Genomic DNA, 16,111 nt, shown 5'->3' with positions numbered 1-16,111 from the left:
ATGCGGAATACCGTCCGGATTCCCATGATCTTGTCATTGCATGACAAGATGGGCCAACCTCCCTCGCCCGCCTCCGGCGGGAGAGGGAAGGGGCCCACGCCAAAGGCGTGGGAAGGGTGAGGGCAAGGTTATCCCGAGAATCCTAGCCCTCACCCTCCCGCCTGCGGCGGGTCCCTCCCTCTCCCAGCGGGGCTGGGAGAGGGTGAAATTGCAGGATTGAGGGAGAAACATGAGCGACACGCGGGCCTGGGACATGAAGGTCTTCCTGCGCGTGGCGGCGCTGGGCAGTTTCAGCGCGGCGGGGCGGGAGGTCGGCATGACGCCGTCTTCCACCGCCAAGCTGATCACCCGCCTGGAGGAGCGGCTGGGCGTGCGCCTGATCGAGCGCTCCACCCGCCGCCTGCGCCTGACGGCGGAGGGGGAGCTGTACCGGGAACGCGCCGAGGCGCTGCTGGGCGAACTGGACGCGCTGGACGCGGAGGTGGCGGGCGGCGCCCGCGCGCCCACGGGGCTGATCCGCGTCACCGTCTCCGTCCCCTTCGGGCGGCATTGCCTGCTGCCGCTTCTCCCGGAATTCACCCGCGCTTTCCCCGACATCCGGCTGGACCTGACCCTGACCGACGAGGTGGTGGACCTCTACGCCGCGCAAGCCGACGTCGCTTTCCGCGCCGGTCGGCTGACCGACTCCGCGCTGCTGGCGGTGCGGCTGGGCGAGGTGCGGCGGCGGATCGTCGCCTCGCCGGACTATCTCGCGCGCAAGGGGACGCCGCTGAGCGCCGCCGATCTGGAGCATCACGACTGCCTGGGCTTCAACTTCCGCCGCGCCGCCGCGGTCTGGCCGCTGAAGAGTGGCGGCCGGCTGGTGGATCGCGAGGTGGACACGCGCATCGTCGCCAACAACGGCGAGACGGTGCGCCACATGGCGGTGCTCGGTCTCGGGCTGGCGCGGCTAGGGGAGTTCCACGTGCGGGCGGACCTCGCCGCGGGGCGGCTCGTCTCCGTGCTCGACGACGTGCTGGTCGACAGCGAGGCCTTCCACGCCGTCTACCTGGGGCGGGAACGCGCGCCGCGTCGGGTCCAGGCCTTCCTCGACTTCATGACCCCCCGCCTGCGCGCATGTCTGCAATGACGCCGGGAACCCGATGGGTCACTGGACGGTAATCGATAGGTAACCTATTAAATAGGCATGACAACGAATACACCCACCTCCGCTGGGCCTTTGGACGCCACGACGTTGGACGAGGAGCCCTTGGGCTTCCCGGCCAGCTTCGGCATCCACCTGTTCCGCGCCGCGCACCTGTGGCGCCGCGAGGCGAACAAGGTGCTGGCCGACTGCGGTTTCTCCTCCTCGGTGATCTCGCCGCTGATGCTGCTGAGCGAACTCGGCGATGGCATGCGGCAGCGCGAACTGGCGGAGGAGATGGGGGTGGAGGGGCCGTCGCTGGTCCGCCTTCTGGACTGCCTGGAATCCTCCCGGCTGGTCGAGCGGCGCGAGGATCCCGACGACCGCCGGGCGAAGACGCTGCACCTCACCGACGAGGGCCGGGCGCTCCTGGTGCGGGTGAACGCGGCCTTGAACGGCGTGCGCCGCCGCATCCTGGAAGGCGCCCCGCCGCAGGACATCGACGCCTGCCTCCGCGTGCTGTCGGTCATCGAAACCAACGCCAAGAACCTGCGGCCGTGACCACCGCGTGGAACCGCACAAAGCCCCTCTCCCTTGAGGGGAGAGGGGTTGGGGTGAGGGTGGCGCCAGCGGAGCTGGCCGGAAATTTTTCCCGCCTTCCGGCGGTAACGACCCCTCATCCCAACCCTTCTCCCCCAAGGGGAGAAGGGCTTTGAAAGCAGCCGCTTCGGTCACCAAGAATCCGCTTCTAGGACAAAACCCGTGAGATTCCTGTCTTTCCTGACCCGTTTCGCGGTCACGCTGGTGGTGACGGTGGCGGCGCTGGGCGCCGGCTGGTGGTTGTGGGACTACTACATGAACCAGCCCTGGACGCGGGACGGCCGCGTGCGCGCCGACATCGTCCAGGTGTCGCCCGACGTCGCCGGGCTGGTCACGCAGGTGAAGGTCGTCGACAACCAGCCGGTCCACAAGGGCGACGTGCTGTTCGTCATCGACCCCAACCGCTACCAGCTCGCCGTCGAGCAGGCGGAGGCCAACCTGCAGAGCGCCCGCGCCGAACTCGGCTACCGCAAGGCGGAATTCGGCCGTTACAACCAGTTGGGCACCAACGTGGTCTCCACCGCGCAGAAGCAGGAGGTCGCCTCGGCCATGGACAAGGCCGCCGCCGCGGCACGTCAGGCGGAGGCGGCGCTGGACCTCGCCCGCTTCAACCTGGAGCGGACGCAGGTCAAGGCCACGGTGGATGGCTTCGTCACCAACCTTCAGCTGAAGGAAGGCAACTACGTCACCGCCGGCCAGCCGGTCATCGCGGTGATCGACAGCGACAGCTTCTACGTGGTCGGCTATTTCGAGGAAACGAAGCTGCCGCGCATCCACGTCGGCGACCCGGTGGACGTCACCATCATGGGCGTGGCGGACAAGCTGCGCGGCCATGTGGACAGCGTCACCCGCGCCATCGTCGACCGCGACCGGACGGAGGGCACCGGCCTTCTGCCCAACGTGAACCCGACCTTCAACTGGGTGCGGCTCGCCCAGCGCATTCCCGTGCGCGTGCGGCTGGAGCATGTGCCCGACCCCCGCGACCTCGTCGCCGGCCGCACCGTGACCGTCGAAGTCGTGAAGGACCGCGGGGCCCAGCCCAAGACCGTAGCGGGGCTATGAAACTCAAGACATTGGTGCCGACTTGGAGGGAGGCGCTGTTCTCCCTCAAGTCCTTCGCCGCCTCCATGATGGCGCTCTACGTCGCCTTCGGCATGGGGCTGCCGCGGCCCTTCTGGGCCATGCTGACCGCCTACATCGTGTCCGGCCCGCTGTCGGGCGCCGTGCGCTCCAAGGCGCTGTACCGCGTGCTCGGCACGACGCTGGGTTCGGCCGGGGCCATCGCCCTGGTGCCGACCCTGGCCGACGCGCCGGAGCTGTTGACCCTGGCGCTCGGCCTGTGGGTGGCGGTCTGCCTCTACATCTCGCTGCTCGACCGCACGCCGTCCAGCTACGTGTTCATGCTCGCCGGCTACACGGTCGGGCTGATCGGCTTTCCGGCGGTGACCGACCCCGGCAGCATCTTCGACACCGGGCTGGCCCGCGTGGAGGAGATCCTGCTGGGCATCGTCTGCGCCACCGTCGTGCACAGCGTCGTGTTCCCGCAGAGCCTCGGCCCGGTCCTGCTCGGCCGGCTCGACGCCACGCTGCGCGACGCGGAGCGCTGGACGCTGGATGCCCTCAACGGCAACGCGGCCAGCGCGCAAGACCGCCAGAAGCTCGCCCGCGACATCAGCGAGCTGCGGGGGATGGCGACGCATCTGCCCTACGACACGTCGGACGTGCGCTGGATGACCCGCTCCGTGCGCGCGCTCCAGGACCGCATGGCCTACCTGCTGCCGGTCCTGGCGGCGGTGGAGGACCGGCTGGCCGCGCTCAGCGCCGACGATGGCGAACTACCGCCCGCAGTCGCCGCGGTGCTGGAGCGGGTGAAGCTGTGGATCGCCCGCGACGCGGCGGCCGACGACACGGCCACCCTGCGCGCGGCACTCGACCGGCTGATGCCGGCGATCGGCACCGAATCCGGCTGGCGCGAGGCCACGCTGCTGAACCTGCTGAACCGCCTGCGCGCCATGGTCGACATCCACCAGGACTGCCGCGACCTGCGGGACAACATCCGCAAGGGCAACTCCGCCCTGCCGGACCACCTGGACCCGCTGGCCCGCACCCGCTCGCGCGGCATCTTCCACCTCGACCACGGCATGGCGCTGTGGTCCGGGGCGGCGGCGGTGCTGGCTATCGCGCTGGTCTGCGCCTTCTGGATTTCCACCGGCTGGTCGTCGGGATCGGCGGCGGCGATGATGACGGCGGTCTTCGTCTGCTTCTTCGCCTCGCTCGACGACCCGGTGCCGGGCATCCGGATGTTCCTGGTCTTCACCGTGCTGTCGGTGCCGCTGGCCGCCTTCTACCTGCTGGTCATCCTGCCGAACTTCGACAGCTACCCGCTGCTTGTCCTCGGGCTGGCGCCGACCTTCCTGGTGCTGGGCGTCTTCGTGGCGCGGCCGGCGACCATGGGCAAGGCCATGGCGCTGCTGATGGGGGTGGGCGGCTCGCTCAGCCTGATGGACACGGGGCAGGGCGACTTCGCCTCCTTCCTCAACAGCAACCTGGGGCAAGTGGTCGGCATCGCCACGGCGCTGGTGGTGACGCAGCTCTGCCGCTCCGTCGGCGCGGCCTGGAGCGCCCGGCGCCTGTTGCACGCTGGCTGGCGGGAGATCGCGGCGATGACCGCGGCGCGCGGCGGTACTCCTGCCGGCAGTTTTGAGAACCGCATGCTCGACCGCGTCGGCCTGCTGTCCTCGCGTCTGGCGCTGGCCGGGTCGCAGCAGCGCGACCTGTCCGCCGCCGACGCGGTCAACGACCTGCGCATCGGCCTGAACATCGCGGAGCTTCAGCGCGCCCGCCGCGCGCTCGGCGCCCCGGCGGCCCCGCATGTGGCGAAGCTGCTGGGTGCGGTGGGCCAGCATTTCCGCGACCTGTCGGCCAAGCGCCCGACCCCGACCCCGGCGGAGGTGTTGCCCATGCTCGACGCCGCCCTGTCCAACGTCGCGGCCGAGCCCCGCTCGCCGGAGCGCGACCGCGCGGTGGTCGCCCTGGCCGGCCTGCGGCGCAGCCTGTTCCCCGGAACGGCGCCAGTGGCGCCGCCGGTCCTCCTTGAATCCGTTGCTTGAGCTGGGTGATCCCATGATCGGCGAAATCGACGTCTACGGCCTGTTCATCCCCCCGCTGCTGATCCTGGCCGTGCTGGCCTGGGGCCTGTCCGGCCTGCTGCGCCGCGGCCTGCGCGCCGTGGGCTTCTACGGCTGGGTCTGGCACCCGCCGCTGTTCGACCTCGCGCTCTACGTCGTCCTGCTGGGCGCGCTGACGGCGTTGACCGGGCAGCTGCGGTGAGGTGAAATCCTCCGCCGTCGACCCACCTCCTTCCCCATGCTGACCCCCGACACCCCGCTCCCCGACGCCGCCACCCTCCCGCCGCTCGACGTCGCGCGCATCTTCGTGGAACCGGCCGCCGCGGCCCACCCGCGCGGGCAAGCGATCCTGGGCCGCTTCCCCGACGCCGAGCGGATCGAGGTCCCCTCCCACTGGAACATCCCCGACCTGCACGGCGACGAGCAGGCGGTGGAGAGCTGGGTGCGCACGAAGCGCACGGTCCTGGTGCTGGGCGTGAAGAAGGGGCTGGCCTGCCGGCCGAACGGGCGCAGTGGCGACTTCATCGCGCCGTCGCATTCCAACGGCTGCGCCATGGCCTGCGCCTACTGCTACGTCTCGCGGCGCAAGGGCTACGCGAACCCCATCACCACCTTCGTGAACATCGACGGCATCATGGCCGCCATCGAGCGCCACGCCGCCAAACAAGGGCCGAAGACGGAGCCCAATCAGATCGACCCCCGCGCCTGGGTCTACGACGTGGGGGAGAACGGCGACTGCTCCGTGGACGCCCTGATCTCCGACAACGTTTGTGACCTGACCGCGCTGTTCCGCCGCCTGCCCAATGCCAAGGGCAGCTTCGCGACGAAGTACGTGAACCGCGACCTGCTGTCCTACGACCCGGCGGGCGGCATGCGCATCCGCTTCAGCCTGATGCCGGCGCACCTTGCCCGCACGCTGGACGTCCGCTCCACCCCCATCCCCGAGCGCATCGTCGCCATCAACGACTTCGTCCGGGCGGGGTGGGAGGTGCACCTGAACTTCAGCCCCGTCGTGGTCTACGAGGGCTGGACCACCGACTACGCCGACCTCTTCCGCCAGGTGGACGCCGCACTCGACATGCAGGCCAAGGCGCAGCTCGCCGCTGAGGTGATCTTCCTCACCCACAACGAGGATCTGCACGGGGTGAACCTGCGCTGGCACCCCAAAGCGGAGGACTATCTCTGGACCCCGCGCTGGCAGGAGGCGAAGACGTCGGAGAACGGCGCCGTCAACGTCCGCTACCGCGCCGGCCTGAAGGGCAAGATGATCGCGCGCTTCCGCGAGGTGCTGGCGCGCGAGCTGCCCTATTGCCGGGTCCGCTACGCGTTTTGAGGCGCGGATGTTTCCGGCCCCCTCCCTAACCCTCCCCCGCTCCGCGGGAGAGGGGACTTGGGCACCGCGGCGGCAGTTCCCTCCACCGCAAAGCGGGGGAGGGTTAGGGAGGGGGCAAAAACCCCGCTACGCCCGCAACTGCCCCGCCGCCTGCAACGCGATCTCATGCAGCCCCTCGCCACCAGCGCCCACATGCTCCAGCAGGCGTTGGCGCATGCGCGGCTCCCAGAAGCTGCGGATGTGGCCGGCGGTCTCGGTCACCGCCTCTTCGCGCGGATAGGACTGGAAATAGCCGGCGATCTGGTTCGCCATGCGGACAAGGTCGCGGACGGGATTGTGGGCGGGATCGTGGGCGTGCATCACAAACTCCAGGGCGAGAAAATCAACGGAACAGCATGACGCCGTCGCCGCGCGACCGCGCGGCCAGCGCCATGCCGGCGTCGCGCGCCAGCTTCAGGGCCAGCGCGGTGGGGGCGGAGATGGTGGCGAGCAGCGGGATGCCGATGGTCGCGGCCTTCTGCACCAGCTCGAAGCTGCAACGGCTGGACATGACGGCGAAGCCGCCGGACCGGTCCACCCGTTCCCGCGCCAGCGCGCCGGCCAGCTTGTCCAGTGCGTTGTGGCGGCCGACGTCCTCGCGCGCCAGCAGGATGCGACCGGTCGGATCGGCCCAGGCCGCGGCGTGCAGGGAGCGGTTGGCGCGGTTCATCGGCTGGTGGTCGGGCAGGGCGGCGAAGGCGGCGGCCACCGCCTCCACCGACGGCGTGAAGGAGGCCGTAACCGGCGGCGGCACCCGCACCGCGTTGGCGAGGCTGTCCACCCCGCACAGCCCGCAGCCGCTCCGCCCCTCCAAGGAGCGCCGCCGCAGCGAGCCGCGCAGAAGTCGCAACGGGTCGGCCTCGATCCCCAGGACGATGCCTTCCTCCACGCTGCGCACCGTGACGCGGTCGATGTCGGCGGGGGAGCCGACAATCTCCTCGCACAGGCTGAAGCCCAGCGCGAAGTCCTCCAGGTCGGCCGGCGTCGCCATCATGACGGCGTGCGACCGCCCATTGTACTCGAACGCCACCGGGGTTTCCTCGGCGACCAGCCAGGTGATGTCGGCCTGGTTGGCGGGGGTGGGGAAACCGGTCCCGCTGGCTGGCCGCGAATGGGCGAGGGTGAGCATGCGTCTTCTCCAATCCCCAACGGCGTTCCTTTTCCCTCTCCCCTCCGGGGAGAGGGGAGGGTGAGGGGGGTCCCTCTCCCCTCCGGGGAGAGGGTGGCGCGTAGCGCCGGGTGAGGGGGTTGCGCGTGTGCCGGACGTACCAAGGTGGCGGGACCCCCTCACCCTAACCCTCTCCCCAGAGGGGAGAGGGGATTAAGGGCGCGGGAGAGGGGACCCCCTCACTCCGCCGCCACCTCCACAACCGCCCCGCGCTGGATCTGCCAATCCGACGGGTGGTTGCTGCGGGTCACCTGGACCGCCGTCACCTTGTATTCCGGGCAGTTGGTGGCCCAGTCGGAGTTGTCCGTGGTCACCACGTTGGCGCCCGTCACCGGGTGGTGGAAGGTGGTGTAGACCACCCCCTGCGGCATGCGGTCGGAGATGCGGGCGCGCAGGGTCGTGGCGCCGATGCGGCTGGCGATGGAGACCAGATCGTTGTCCCGGATGCCGCGCTGCTCCGCGTCGTGGGCGTGGATTTCCAGGATGTCCTCCGGGTGCCAGGCCACGTTGGCGGTGCGGCGGGTCTGGGCGCCGACGTTGTAGTGGCTGAGGATGCGCCCCGTCGTCAGGATCAGCGGGTAGAAGCGCGAGGCGCGCTCCGGCGTCGGCACATACTCGGTGATCATGAAGCGTCCTTGGCCCCTCACGAAGCCGTCGGCGTGCATGATCGGCGTGCCGACCGAGTCCTCGTCGGTGCAGGGCCACTGCACGCTGCCCACCCGGTCCAGCTTGGCGAAGCTGACGCCGGCGAAGGTCGGGGTCAGGCGGGCGATCTCGTCCATGATCTGTGAACCGTGCTCGTAGCGCATGGGATAGCCCATGGCGGCGGCCAACTCGCACACCACCTCCCACTCCTGCTTGCCGGTCTGGGACGGCATCACCGGGCGCACGCGGTTGATGCGGCGCTCCGCGTTCGTGAAGGTGCCGTCTTTTTCCAGGAAGGAGGTGCCGGGCAGGAAGACGTGGGCGAAGGCGGCGGTCTCGTTCAAGAACAGGTCCTGCACGACGACGATCTCCATGGCGCGCAGCGCCGCGAACACATGCTGGGTGTTGGGGTCGGACTGGGCGATGTCCTCGCCCTGCACGAACAGGCCCTTGAAGCTGCCGTCCACCGCGGCGTCGAACATGTTGGGGATGCGCAGGCCGGGCTCGCTGTCCAGCGTGGCGTTCCACACCGCCTCGAACTGCTGGCGCACCACGTCGTCCGACACGTGGCGGTAGCCGGTCAGCTCGTGCGGGAAGCTGCCCATGTCGCAGGAGCCCTGAACGTTGTTCTGGCCGCGCAGCGGGTTCACGCCGACGCCGTCGCGCCCGATGTTGCCGGTCGCCATGGCGAGGTTCGCCATGCCCATCACGGCGGTGGAGCCCTGGCTGTGCTCCGTCACGCCGAGGCCGTAGTAGATGGCCGCGTTGCCACCGGTGGCGTAGAGGCGGGCCGCGGCGCGCAGTTCGGCCGCCGGGATGCCGGTGTGCTCCTCCACCGCCTCCGGGCTGTGGCGCGGGTCGCGGATGAAGGCTTCCCACCGGGTGAACTCGACCGGGTCGCACCGCTCGGTGACGAAGTCGCGGGCCACCAGCCCCTCGGTCACCACCACATGGGCCAGCGCGTTCAGCGCCGCCACGTTGCTGCCGGGCTGGAGCTGGAGGTGGTGCGTCGCCGCGACGTGCGGGCTGCGCACCAAGTCGATGCGGCGTGGGTCGAGCACGATCAGCTTCGCGCCCTGGCGCAGCCGCTTCTTCATGCGGCTGCCGAACACCGGATGCCCGTCGGTCGGGTTGGCGCCGATGACCAGGATGACGTCGGCCTGATCGACGCTGCGGAAGTCCTGCGTGCCGGCCGAGGTGCCGAAGGTCTGCTTCAGGCCGTATCCGGTCGGCGAATGGCAGACGCGGGCGCAGGTGTCGACGTTGTTGTTGCCGAAGGCGGCGCGGATCATCTTCTGGACGACATACACCTCCTCGTTCGTGCAACGGGAGGACGTGATGCCCCCGATGGAGCCGCGGCCGTACTTGGCCTGCACCGCCATTAGGCGCTGCGCGGCGAAGCTGATCGCCTCCTCCCACGACACGACGCGCCACGGCTCGTCGATGCTGTCGCGGACCATCGGCTTGGTCTGGCGGTCGGCGTGGGTTGCGTAGCCCCAGGCGAAGCGGCCCTTGACGCAGGAATGCCCCTCGTTGGCGCCGCCGTCCTTGTGGGGGACCATGCGCACCACGGTCGTCCCCTTCATCTCCGCCTTGAAGGAGCAGCCGACACCGCAATAGGCGCAGGTGGTGATGACGCTGTGCTCCGGCTGGCCCAGCTCGATGACTGACTTTTCGGTCAGGGTCGCGGTCGGGCAGGCCTGGACGCAGGCGCCGCAGGACACGCACTCGCTGTCCATGAAGCTTTCCAGCGCGCCCGGCGAGACCTTGCTGTCGAAGCCGCGGCCGTCGATGGTCAGCGCGAAGGTCCCCTGCACCTCGCCGCAGGCCCGCACGCAGCGGGAGCAGACGATGCACTTGGACGGATCGAAGGTGAAGTAGGGGTTGCTCTCGTCCTTTTCGGCCTTCAGGTGGTTCTCACCCTCGAAGCCATAACGGACGGCGCGCAGGCCGACGGCGCCGGCCATGTCCTGAAGCTCGCAATTGCCGTTGGTCGGGCAGGTCAGGCAGTCCAGTGGGTGGTCGGAGATGTACAGCTCCATCACGCCGCGGCGCAGCCGGCCCAGCCGGTCGTTCTGGGTGTGCACCTTCATGCCCGGCGCCACCGGCGTCGTGCAGCTGGCCGGCGTGCCGCGCCGCCCCTCGATCTCCACCATGCACAGCCGGCAGGAGCCGTGGGGCTCCAGACTGTCGGTCGCGCACAGCTTCGGGATGGTGATGCCGGCCTCCATGGCCGCGCGCATCACGGACGTGCCCTCCGGAACGGTGACGGAGCGCCCGTCGATGTCCAGCGTCACCAGCGTGGCGGAGTCGCGGGCCGGGGTGCCGTAATCGATGTCCCCGACCGACATGGTGTTCGACATGGTCTCAATCCTTTTTGGGGAAGCGCCGGTCAAGGCCCCCTCCCTAACCCTCCCCCGCTGGCGCGGGAGAGGGGACCAGACTCCCTCCACCGCAACGCGGGGGAGGGTCGGGGAGGGGGCAAGCGGTCACTCGGCCGCGACAGCCGTGGGGCTGCGGGTGAAATCTTCCGGGAAATGCTTCAGCGCGCTGCGCACGGGGATCGGCGTCATGCCGCCCATGGCGCAGAGGGAGCCGTCGGTCATGACCTCGCACAGGTCCTGGAGCAGCGTGACGTTGGCCGCCACATTCTGCCCGGCGATGATGCGGTCCATCACCTCCACCCCGCGGACAGCACCAATGCGGCAGGGGGTGCACTTTCCGCAGGATTCCGCCGCGCAGAACTCCATGGCGAAGCGCGCTTGGCGGGCCATGTCCACGCCGTCGTCGAACACCACGATGCCGCCGTGGCCGACCATCGCTTCCACCGCCGCGAAGGCCTCGTAGTCCTTGGGCAGGTCGAAGAGCGACGGCGGCAGATAGGCGCCGAGCGGGCCGCCGGCCTGCACCGCGCGGATCGGCCGGCCGGTGATGGTGCCGCCGCCGAACTCGTACAGCAGCTCGTGCAGCGTGACGCCGAAGGCCTTCTCCACGATGCCGCCGTGTTTGATGTTGCCGGCCAGCTGGAAGGCCAGCGTGCCGCGCGACCGGCCGACGCCGAAGTCGCGGTAGTAGGCCGCGCCCTTGTCCAGGATGACCGGCACGGAGGTCAGCGACAGCACGTTGTTGACCACCGTCGGTTTGCCGAACAGGCCTTCCAGCGCCGGCAGCGGCGGCTTGGCGCGGACGGTGCCGCGCTTGCCCTCCAGGCTTTCCAGCATGGAGGTCTCCTCGCCGCAGATGTAGGCGCCGGCCCCGACGCGGACGTCCAGGTGGAAGCGGTGGGCGGTGCCGTGGATCGCGTCGCCCAGCCACTTCTCGTCATAGGCCAGCCGGATCGCCTCGCGCATCGTCGCGACGGCGTGCGGGTATTCGGAGCGGATGTAGATGTAGCCCTCGGTGGCGCCCACCGCGATGGCGGCGATGGTCATGCCCTCGATCAGGCAGAAGGGGTCGCCCTCCATGATCATGCGGTCGGCGAAGGTCCCGCTGTCGCCCTCGTCGGCGTTGCAGCAGATGTATTTCTGGTCCGCCCACGCGTTCAGCACCGTGTTCCACTTGATGCCCGTCGGGAAGCCGGCGCCGCCGCGGCCGCGCAGGCCGGACTCCGTCACCTCCGCGACGATCTCCGCCGGCGTCATGGCGAGCGCCCGCTCCAGCCCGCGGAAGCCGCCGTGCAGCCGGTAATCCTCGACCGACAGTGGGTCGATGATGCCGCAGCGGGCGAAGGTCAGCCGCTCCTGCTTGGCGAAGTAGGGGATCGCCTCAGTCAGGCCATGGCCCAGCGCGTGCTCCGCGCCCTGGAGGAAGCCGGCGTCGAACAGGCCGGGCACGTCCTCCGCACTCACCGGCCCGTAGGCGACGCGGCCCTCCGCCGTTTCCACCTCGACCAGCGGCTCCAGCCACAGCATCCCGCGGGAGCCGTTGCGGACGATGCGCAGCGGCAGGCCGCGCTTGGTCGCCTCCGCCCGGATCGCCGCCGCGACCTCCTCCGCGCCCACCGACAGGGCGGCGGCGTCGCGCGGAACGTAGACGGTGTGCATGGTGGCGCTCATCGGGCGGCCTCCGCGGCGAGGGTGGAGGCGGCGATGCTGTCGAACCGGCCGGGGCTGACCCGGCCGTGCAGCGTCTCGTCCACCATCATGGCGGGGGCCAGCGCGCAGTTGCCCAGGCAGAAGACCGGCTCCAGCGTGAAGGCGTCGTCGGCGGTGGTTTCGTGGAAGTTCACCTTCAGGCGGCGGCGGATGTGGTCGATCAGCCCGTCGGCGTTCATCGACTGGCAGGCCTCCGCCCGGCAGACCTTGATGGTGTGGCGGCCCGGGCGGGTGCGGCGGAACTCGTGGTAGAAGGACACCACCCCGTGCACGTCGGCGCGCGACAGGTTCAGCTCGCTGGCCAGCAGGGGCACGGCGTCCTCGTCGATGCAGCCGAACTCCTCCTGCAGGGCGTGCAGGATCGGCAGCAGGTTGCCGCGCAGGTGCCGGTTGGCCTCGACGATCGCCGCGGCGCGCTCCGCGTTCCATGGAGATCGAGCGTTCATGGTCTCCTCCCCCGCGCCCCGGCTTAAGCCCGGTGGGGCGCTTGTTTCGTGTCTCGTCCGTTAGGGTGGCGGACGATCGGGGAGGCGGCAAATTTGATTTCTTGATGCGGTGATAGGGTTTGGCTATCGCGCTTGGGGCGTTACCGCGGCACATCCCCTCTCCCCTCTGGGGAGAGGGTTAGGGTGAGGGGGTTGTGCGTGTGCCGGACGTACCAAGGTGGCGGGACCCCCTCACCCTGCCCTCTCCCCAGAGGGGAGAGGGTTAGAAGACCATGCTGTCACCTTCTCCACGGCGCCAGCGCGTCCTCGGTGATGGCACGGATGCGGTCGCCCAGGCCCTTTTCGCCGGCCACGGCGGCGAGCGCCTTGGTCAGCGGGGCGATGGGCTCGCGGTCGGCGTAGACGAGGCCGACGGCGTAGGTCAGGTCCGGCTCGACCAGCGGCAGGGCCACCACGTCCGGGTGCGGCGCCACCAGGGTCAGCAGCTGGCTGGGCACCACGCTGGCGCCCAGACCGCCGCGCGCGATGGTGTAGAGCGTGACGATGGAGTTGGTCTCCACCAGCGGGGTCACCTTGCGATCGGCCATGCGGAAGGCGGCGTCGGCGATCCGGCGGTTTTGCATGTCCGGCGTCAGGAGGCAGAGCGGCAGGTCGGCCGCGTCGGCCCAGCGGACGCTGGCGGTGCCTTCCGGCAGGCTGGTCCGCGGGGCCAGCAGGAAATACCGCTCGGACACCAGCGGCGCGGTGCGGACGTTGTTCAGCGGCTCGTTGTCCAGATAGGTCACCGCCGCGTCCAGCTCGAAGGTGTCCAGGTCGCGCTGGATGTCGCGGGAGCTGAGCGAGACCACGCTGGACTGGATGTGCGGGTAGCGCTCCGCGAATCGGGCGAGCAGCAGGGGCACCACCGGCAGGGCGGTCGGGATGGCGCCGATGCGCAGGTGGCCGGACAGACCCTTGGTCAGCGCCGCCAGCTCCTGATACATCCCGTCCCGCTCCCCCACGATGCGGCGGGCGTATTCCAGCACCTTCAACCCTTCGGTGGTGAAGCCGGCGAACTTCTGCCCGCGCTCCACGATGGGGACGCGCAACTCCTCTTCGAGTTGGCGGATGGCGTTGGACAGGGTCGGCTGCGAGACGTGGCAGGCCTCCGCCGCGCGCCCGAAGTGCTGCTCGCGCGCCAGCGCCAACAGATAGTTGAACTTGCGGAACAGGGCGTTTCTCCCATAATGCAGAAGGCCGGATTTGCAGAAATTCCGGCTCTCCGTAAATTATGCATGCGGGCGTGGACACGCGGCAAGCGGGGTTCCGGGCATGCAGGAACTCAAGGGTTCTGGAGCTTGGGGGACGCATGACGGGCAAGCTGGGTCGCCTTGCCGGATTTTGTCTCGGTGGAGCTATGATGATGGTCGCCGGCTTGGCGGCGGCGGAGGACACGGTCCGGCTGTTCGCGGCGGGCAGCCTGAAGCCGGCCCTGACGGAGGTCGCCCGCGACTTCGAGGCGATCACCGGCATTCGGGTGGAGGCCACTTTCGGCCCATCCGGCGCGCTGAAGGACCGCCTGTTGAAGGACCAACTGGCCGGCGGCGCCGCGGCCGACGTCTTCGCCTCGACCAACATGGAGCATCCCAAGGCGCTGGCCCAGGGCGGGCAGGCGATGCCGGCGCGGCCCTTCGCGCGCAACCCGTTCTGCGCGCTGGCCCGCCCGCCGGTGGCGCTGACCAGCGCGACGCTGCTCGACCGGCTGCTCGACCCCGCGGTGCGGGTCGGCACCGCGACGCCCAAGGCCGACGCGGCCGGCGACCACGCGTGGGAGCTGTTCGCCAAGGCCGACGCGCTGCGCCCCGGCAGCGGGCGGGTGCTGCGCGCCAAGGCCATGCAGCTGACCGGCGCGCCCGATTCGCCGAAGCCGCCGGACGACCGCAGCGTCTACGGCTGGCTGATGGAGCAGGACCGCGCCGACGTCTTCCTCACCTACTGCACCAACGCCCGCCTGGCAGTGGAGGAGGAGCCGGTGCTGAAGGTCGTCGCCATTCCCGAATCGCTCGCCGTCGGGGCGGTCTACGGCCTCGTCGTGCTGAAGAAGGGGAACGCGGCACGGGGCAACGCGCTGGCCGACCACATCCTGTCGGAGGTCGGCCAGGCGGTGCTGGAACGCTACGGTCTCACGAAGCCCTGAGCGCCGGGCTCATTCCCCGGCCTGCGGGGCCGGCGCGTGGTGGGAGCGCATCAGCTTTCCGCCCTCGGTCACCAGCACGGTGGCCAGCGCCAGATAGCCCAGGCAGACGAAGCCGATGATCAGCGGCCGCACGGTGCCGTCGAAGGACCGGCCGATGACCATGCCGACGATGGCGCCGGTCGCCGTGCTGTAGAAGCCGACGAAGGACGACCCCATGCCGGCCACATGGCCCAGCGGCTCCATGGCCATGGCGTTGAAGTTCGGCGCGATCAGGCCGAAGCAGTAGAAGATCACCGCCATGAACAGGCCCAGCACCAGCAGGGGCGGGTGCTCCGGGAAGCCCATCAGGGCCATGACCGTGCCGGCCGCCACATAGCCGATCAGCGCCATGTGCGACACGCGGTGCATGCCGACGCGCCCGACGAACCGCGCGTTGGTCAGCGAGGCCAGCGCCATGACCCCGGCGATGGCGCCGAAGGCCACGGGGAACAGGCTGCCCAGCCCATAGACGTCCTGGAAGATCTGCTGGGCGCTGCCGACGTAGCTCAGCAGCCCGCCGAACAGGAAGCCCATGGCCGTGGTGTAGCCGACGGTGGCGCGGGTCGTGACCACCCTGTGGAAGGCGTGGCCGAGCGCGGCGGGGGTCAGCGACATGCGGTCCTCCGGCCGGCGCGTCTCGCGCAGGCGCAGCATCGACCAGGCGAAGGCGAAGGCGCTCGCCAGGAACAGCGCGCCGAAGATCCACGGCCAGGTGCCCAGGCGCAGGATGCCCTCGCCCAGGCTCGGCGCGATGACCGGCACGATGATGAAGATCATCATGACGAAGGACATCACCCGCGCCATCTCGCGGCCGAGGAAGCGGTCGCGCACGATGGCGATGGCGACCACCCGCGGCGCCGCGGCGCCCAGCCCCTGCAAGGCGCGGGCGGCGAGCATCGTGGTGAAGCTGGGGGCGAAGGCGGCGCCCAGCGACCCGATGGCGAAGATGATCAGGCCCACGGCCAGGATCGGCTTGCGCCCGAACCGGTCGGACAGCGGGCCGTGGAAGGGTTGGCCGACCGCCAGGCCCAGCATGTAGGCGGTGATGATCAGCTGGCGGTCGTTCGCCCCGGTCAGCGCGTAGGTCTGCGCGATGTCCGGCAGTGCTACCAGCATGATGTCGATCGACAGGGCGGTCAGCGCGATCAGCAGCGCCATCAGCGCGACGAATTCGCCGAAGCGGACGTCCTGCGTTCCGGCGGGCGTTTGGGGCGGGCTTTGGGCGGGGGGAGGGGGCGTGTTCGGCATGCTGGCAGTGTGAAGCGCTGCGGCGGGCTCCACAAACCCAAAGAGCGCAGCCCGGCCATCCGGAATTTTGCA

The 16,111-nt window shown here is 69.9% G+C and carries 14 protein-coding genes; 7 read left to right on the top strand and 7 right to left on the bottom strand.

Translation table 11 applies throughout. The annotated features are described in order from the left end of the window. The first annotated feature begins 229 nt into the window (after positions 1-229). The 6 genes from J2851_RS21475 (at position 230) to J2851_RS21450 (ending at position 6,184) form a co-directional block, all read left to right on the top strand. Complete coding sequence (locus tag J2851_RS21475) at positions 230-1,129, top strand: LysR family transcriptional regulator (protein WP_209768756.1); 900 nt, start codon at positions 230-232, stop codon at positions 1,127-1,129. 105 nt (positions 1,130-1,234) lie between these two features. After that, positions 1,235-1,684 (top strand): MarR family winged helix-turn-helix transcriptional regulator, encoded by a 450-nt coding sequence (locus tag J2851_RS21470; RefSeq protein ID WP_246500821.1) that lies wholly within the window; start codon positions 1,235-1,237, stop codon positions 1,682-1,684. Between the two features lie 201 nt (positions 1,685-1,885). Beyond that, positions 1,886-2,785 (top strand): efflux RND transporter periplasmic adaptor subunit, encoded by a 900-nt coding sequence (locus J2851_RS21465; RefSeq protein ID WP_209768754.1) that lies wholly within the window; start codon positions 1,886-1,888, stop codon positions 2,783-2,785. Positions 2,786-2,799: 14 nt separating this feature from the next. Next, positions 2,800-4,833, top strand: a complete 2,034-nt coding sequence (locus tag J2851_RS21460) for an FUSC family protein (protein WP_307418814.1) — start codon at positions 2,800-2,802, stop codon at positions 4,831-4,833. 13 nt (positions 4,834-4,846) lie between these two features. Next, complete coding sequence (locus J2851_RS21455) at positions 4,847-5,053, top strand: DUF1656 domain-containing protein (protein ID WP_209768750.1); 207 nt, start codon at positions 4,847-4,849, stop codon at positions 5,051-5,053. A 36-nt stretch (positions 5,054-5,089) separates the two neighbouring features. Then, positions 5,090-6,184 carry a spore photoproduct lyase family protein gene (locus J2851_RS21450; RefSeq protein WP_209768749.1) on the top strand — a complete coding sequence of 365 codons (1,095 nt, stop codon included), beginning with the start codon at positions 5,090-5,092 and terminating at the stop codon, positions 6,182-6,184. 126 nt (positions 6,185-6,310) lie between these two features. Here J2851_RS21450 and J2851_RS21445 read toward each other — a convergent pair whose 3' ends face one another. The 6 genes from J2851_RS21445 to J2851_RS21420 form a co-directional block, all read right to left on the bottom strand. Further along, positions 6,311-6,544 (bottom strand): formate dehydrogenase subunit delta, encoded by a 234-nt coding sequence (locus J2851_RS21445; protein ID WP_209768748.1) that lies wholly within the window; start codon positions 6,542-6,544, stop codon positions 6,311-6,313. A gap of 22 nt (positions 6,545-6,566) precedes the next feature. Further along, the gene (gene fdhD, locus J2851_RS21440; RefSeq protein WP_209768747.1) at positions 6,567-7,352 is read right to left on the bottom strand and encodes a formate dehydrogenase accessory sulfurtransferase FdhD; all 786 of its coding nucleotides are present in this window, start codon (positions 7,350-7,352) and stop codon (positions 6,567-6,569) included. A gap of 218 nt (positions 7,353-7,570) precedes the next feature. Continuing rightward, positions 7,571-10,399 carry a formate dehydrogenase subunit alpha gene (gene fdhF, locus J2851_RS21435; protein ID WP_370881322.1) on the bottom strand — a complete coding sequence of 943 codons (2,829 nt, stop codon included), beginning with the start codon at positions 10,397-10,399 and terminating at the stop codon, positions 7,571-7,573. A 126-nt stretch (positions 10,400-10,525) separates the two neighbouring features. Further along, positions 10,526-12,091: a formate dehydrogenase beta subunit gene (locus J2851_RS21430; RefSeq protein WP_209768746.1), complete on the bottom strand. Its 1,566-nt coding sequence runs from the start codon at positions 12,089-12,091 to the stop codon at positions 10,526-10,528. After that, positions 12,088-12,576, bottom strand: coding sequence for a formate dehydrogenase subunit gamma (locus J2851_RS21425; RefSeq protein WP_209768745.1), 489 nt, complete (start codon positions 12,574-12,576; stop codon positions 12,088-12,090). Before J2851_RS21425 ends, J2851_RS21430 begins: the two co-directional genes overlap by 4 nt. A 278-nt stretch (positions 12,577-12,854) precedes the next feature. Then, a complete protein-coding gene (locus tag J2851_RS21420; protein WP_209768810.1) occupies positions 12,855-13,787 on the bottom strand; it encodes a LysR family transcriptional regulator in 933 nt (310 codons plus the stop codon). A gap of 185 nt (positions 13,788-13,972) precedes the next feature. Here J2851_RS21420 and J2851_RS21415 point away from each other — a divergent pair, with 185 nt between their 5' ends. Next, on the top strand, positions 13,973-14,752 hold the full coding sequence (locus J2851_RS21415) for a molybdate ABC transporter substrate-binding protein (RefSeq protein WP_209768744.1): 780 nt from the start codon (positions 13,973-13,975) through the stop codon (positions 14,750-14,752). A gap of 9 nt (positions 14,753-14,761) precedes the next feature. Here J2851_RS21415 and J2851_RS21410 read toward each other — a convergent pair whose 3' ends face one another. After that, positions 14,762-16,039: a multidrug effflux MFS transporter gene (locus J2851_RS21410; protein ID WP_209768743.1), complete on the bottom strand. Its 1,278-nt coding sequence runs from the start codon at positions 16,037-16,039 to the stop codon at positions 14,762-14,764. Positions 16,040-16,111 lie beyond the last annotated feature (72 nt).

This window comes from Azospirillum rugosum (genome assembly GCF_017876155.1).
GTDB classification, from domain to species: domain Bacteria; phylum Pseudomonadota; class Alphaproteobacteria; order Azospirillales; family Azospirillaceae; genus Azospirillum; species Azospirillum rugosum.
The sequence above is the reverse complement of the archived record's forward strand: the minus strand, read 5'-3'. Positions and strand labels throughout refer to the sequence as shown.

Excerpts from the sequence above, each read along its gene's own strand:
- J2851_RS21425 (WP_209768745.1), bottom strand. The coding sequence starts at position 12,576 with ATGAACGCTCGATCTCCATGGAACGCGGAGCGCGCCGCGGCGATCGTC.
- J2851_RS21415 (WP_209768744.1), top strand. The coding sequence starts at position 13,973 with ATGATGATGGTCGCCGGCTTGGCGGCGGCGGAGGACACGGTCCGGCTG.
- fdhF (WP_370881322.1), bottom strand. The coding sequence starts at position 10,399 with ATGTCGAACACCATGTCGGTCGGGGACATCGATTACGGCACCCCGGCC.
- J2851_RS21430 (WP_209768746.1), bottom strand. The coding sequence starts at position 12,091 with ATGAGCGCCACCATGCACACCGTCTACGTTCCGCGCGACGCCGCCGCC.
- J2851_RS21410 (WP_209768743.1), bottom strand. The coding sequence starts at position 16,039 with ATGCCGAACACGCCCCCTCCCCCCGCCCAAAGCCCGCCCCAAACGCCC.
- J2851_RS21475 (WP_209768756.1), top strand. The coding sequence starts at position 230 with ATGAGCGACACGCGGGCCTGGGACATGAAGGTCTTCCTGCGCGTGGCG.
- J2851_RS21450 (WP_209768749.1), top strand. The coding sequence starts at position 5,090 with ATGCTGACCCCCGACACCCCGCTCCCCGACGCCGCCACCCTCCCGCCG.
- J2851_RS21455 (WP_209768750.1), top strand. The coding sequence starts at position 4,847 with ATGATCGGCGAAATCGACGTCTACGGCCTGTTCATCCCCCCGCTGCTG.
- J2851_RS21445 (WP_209768748.1), bottom strand. The coding sequence starts at position 6,544 with ATGCACGCCCACGATCCCGCCCACAATCCCGTCCGCGACCTTGTCCGC.
- fdhD (WP_209768747.1), bottom strand. The coding sequence starts at position 7,352 with ATGCTCACCCTCGCCCATTCGCGGCCAGCCAGCGGGACCGGTTTCCCC.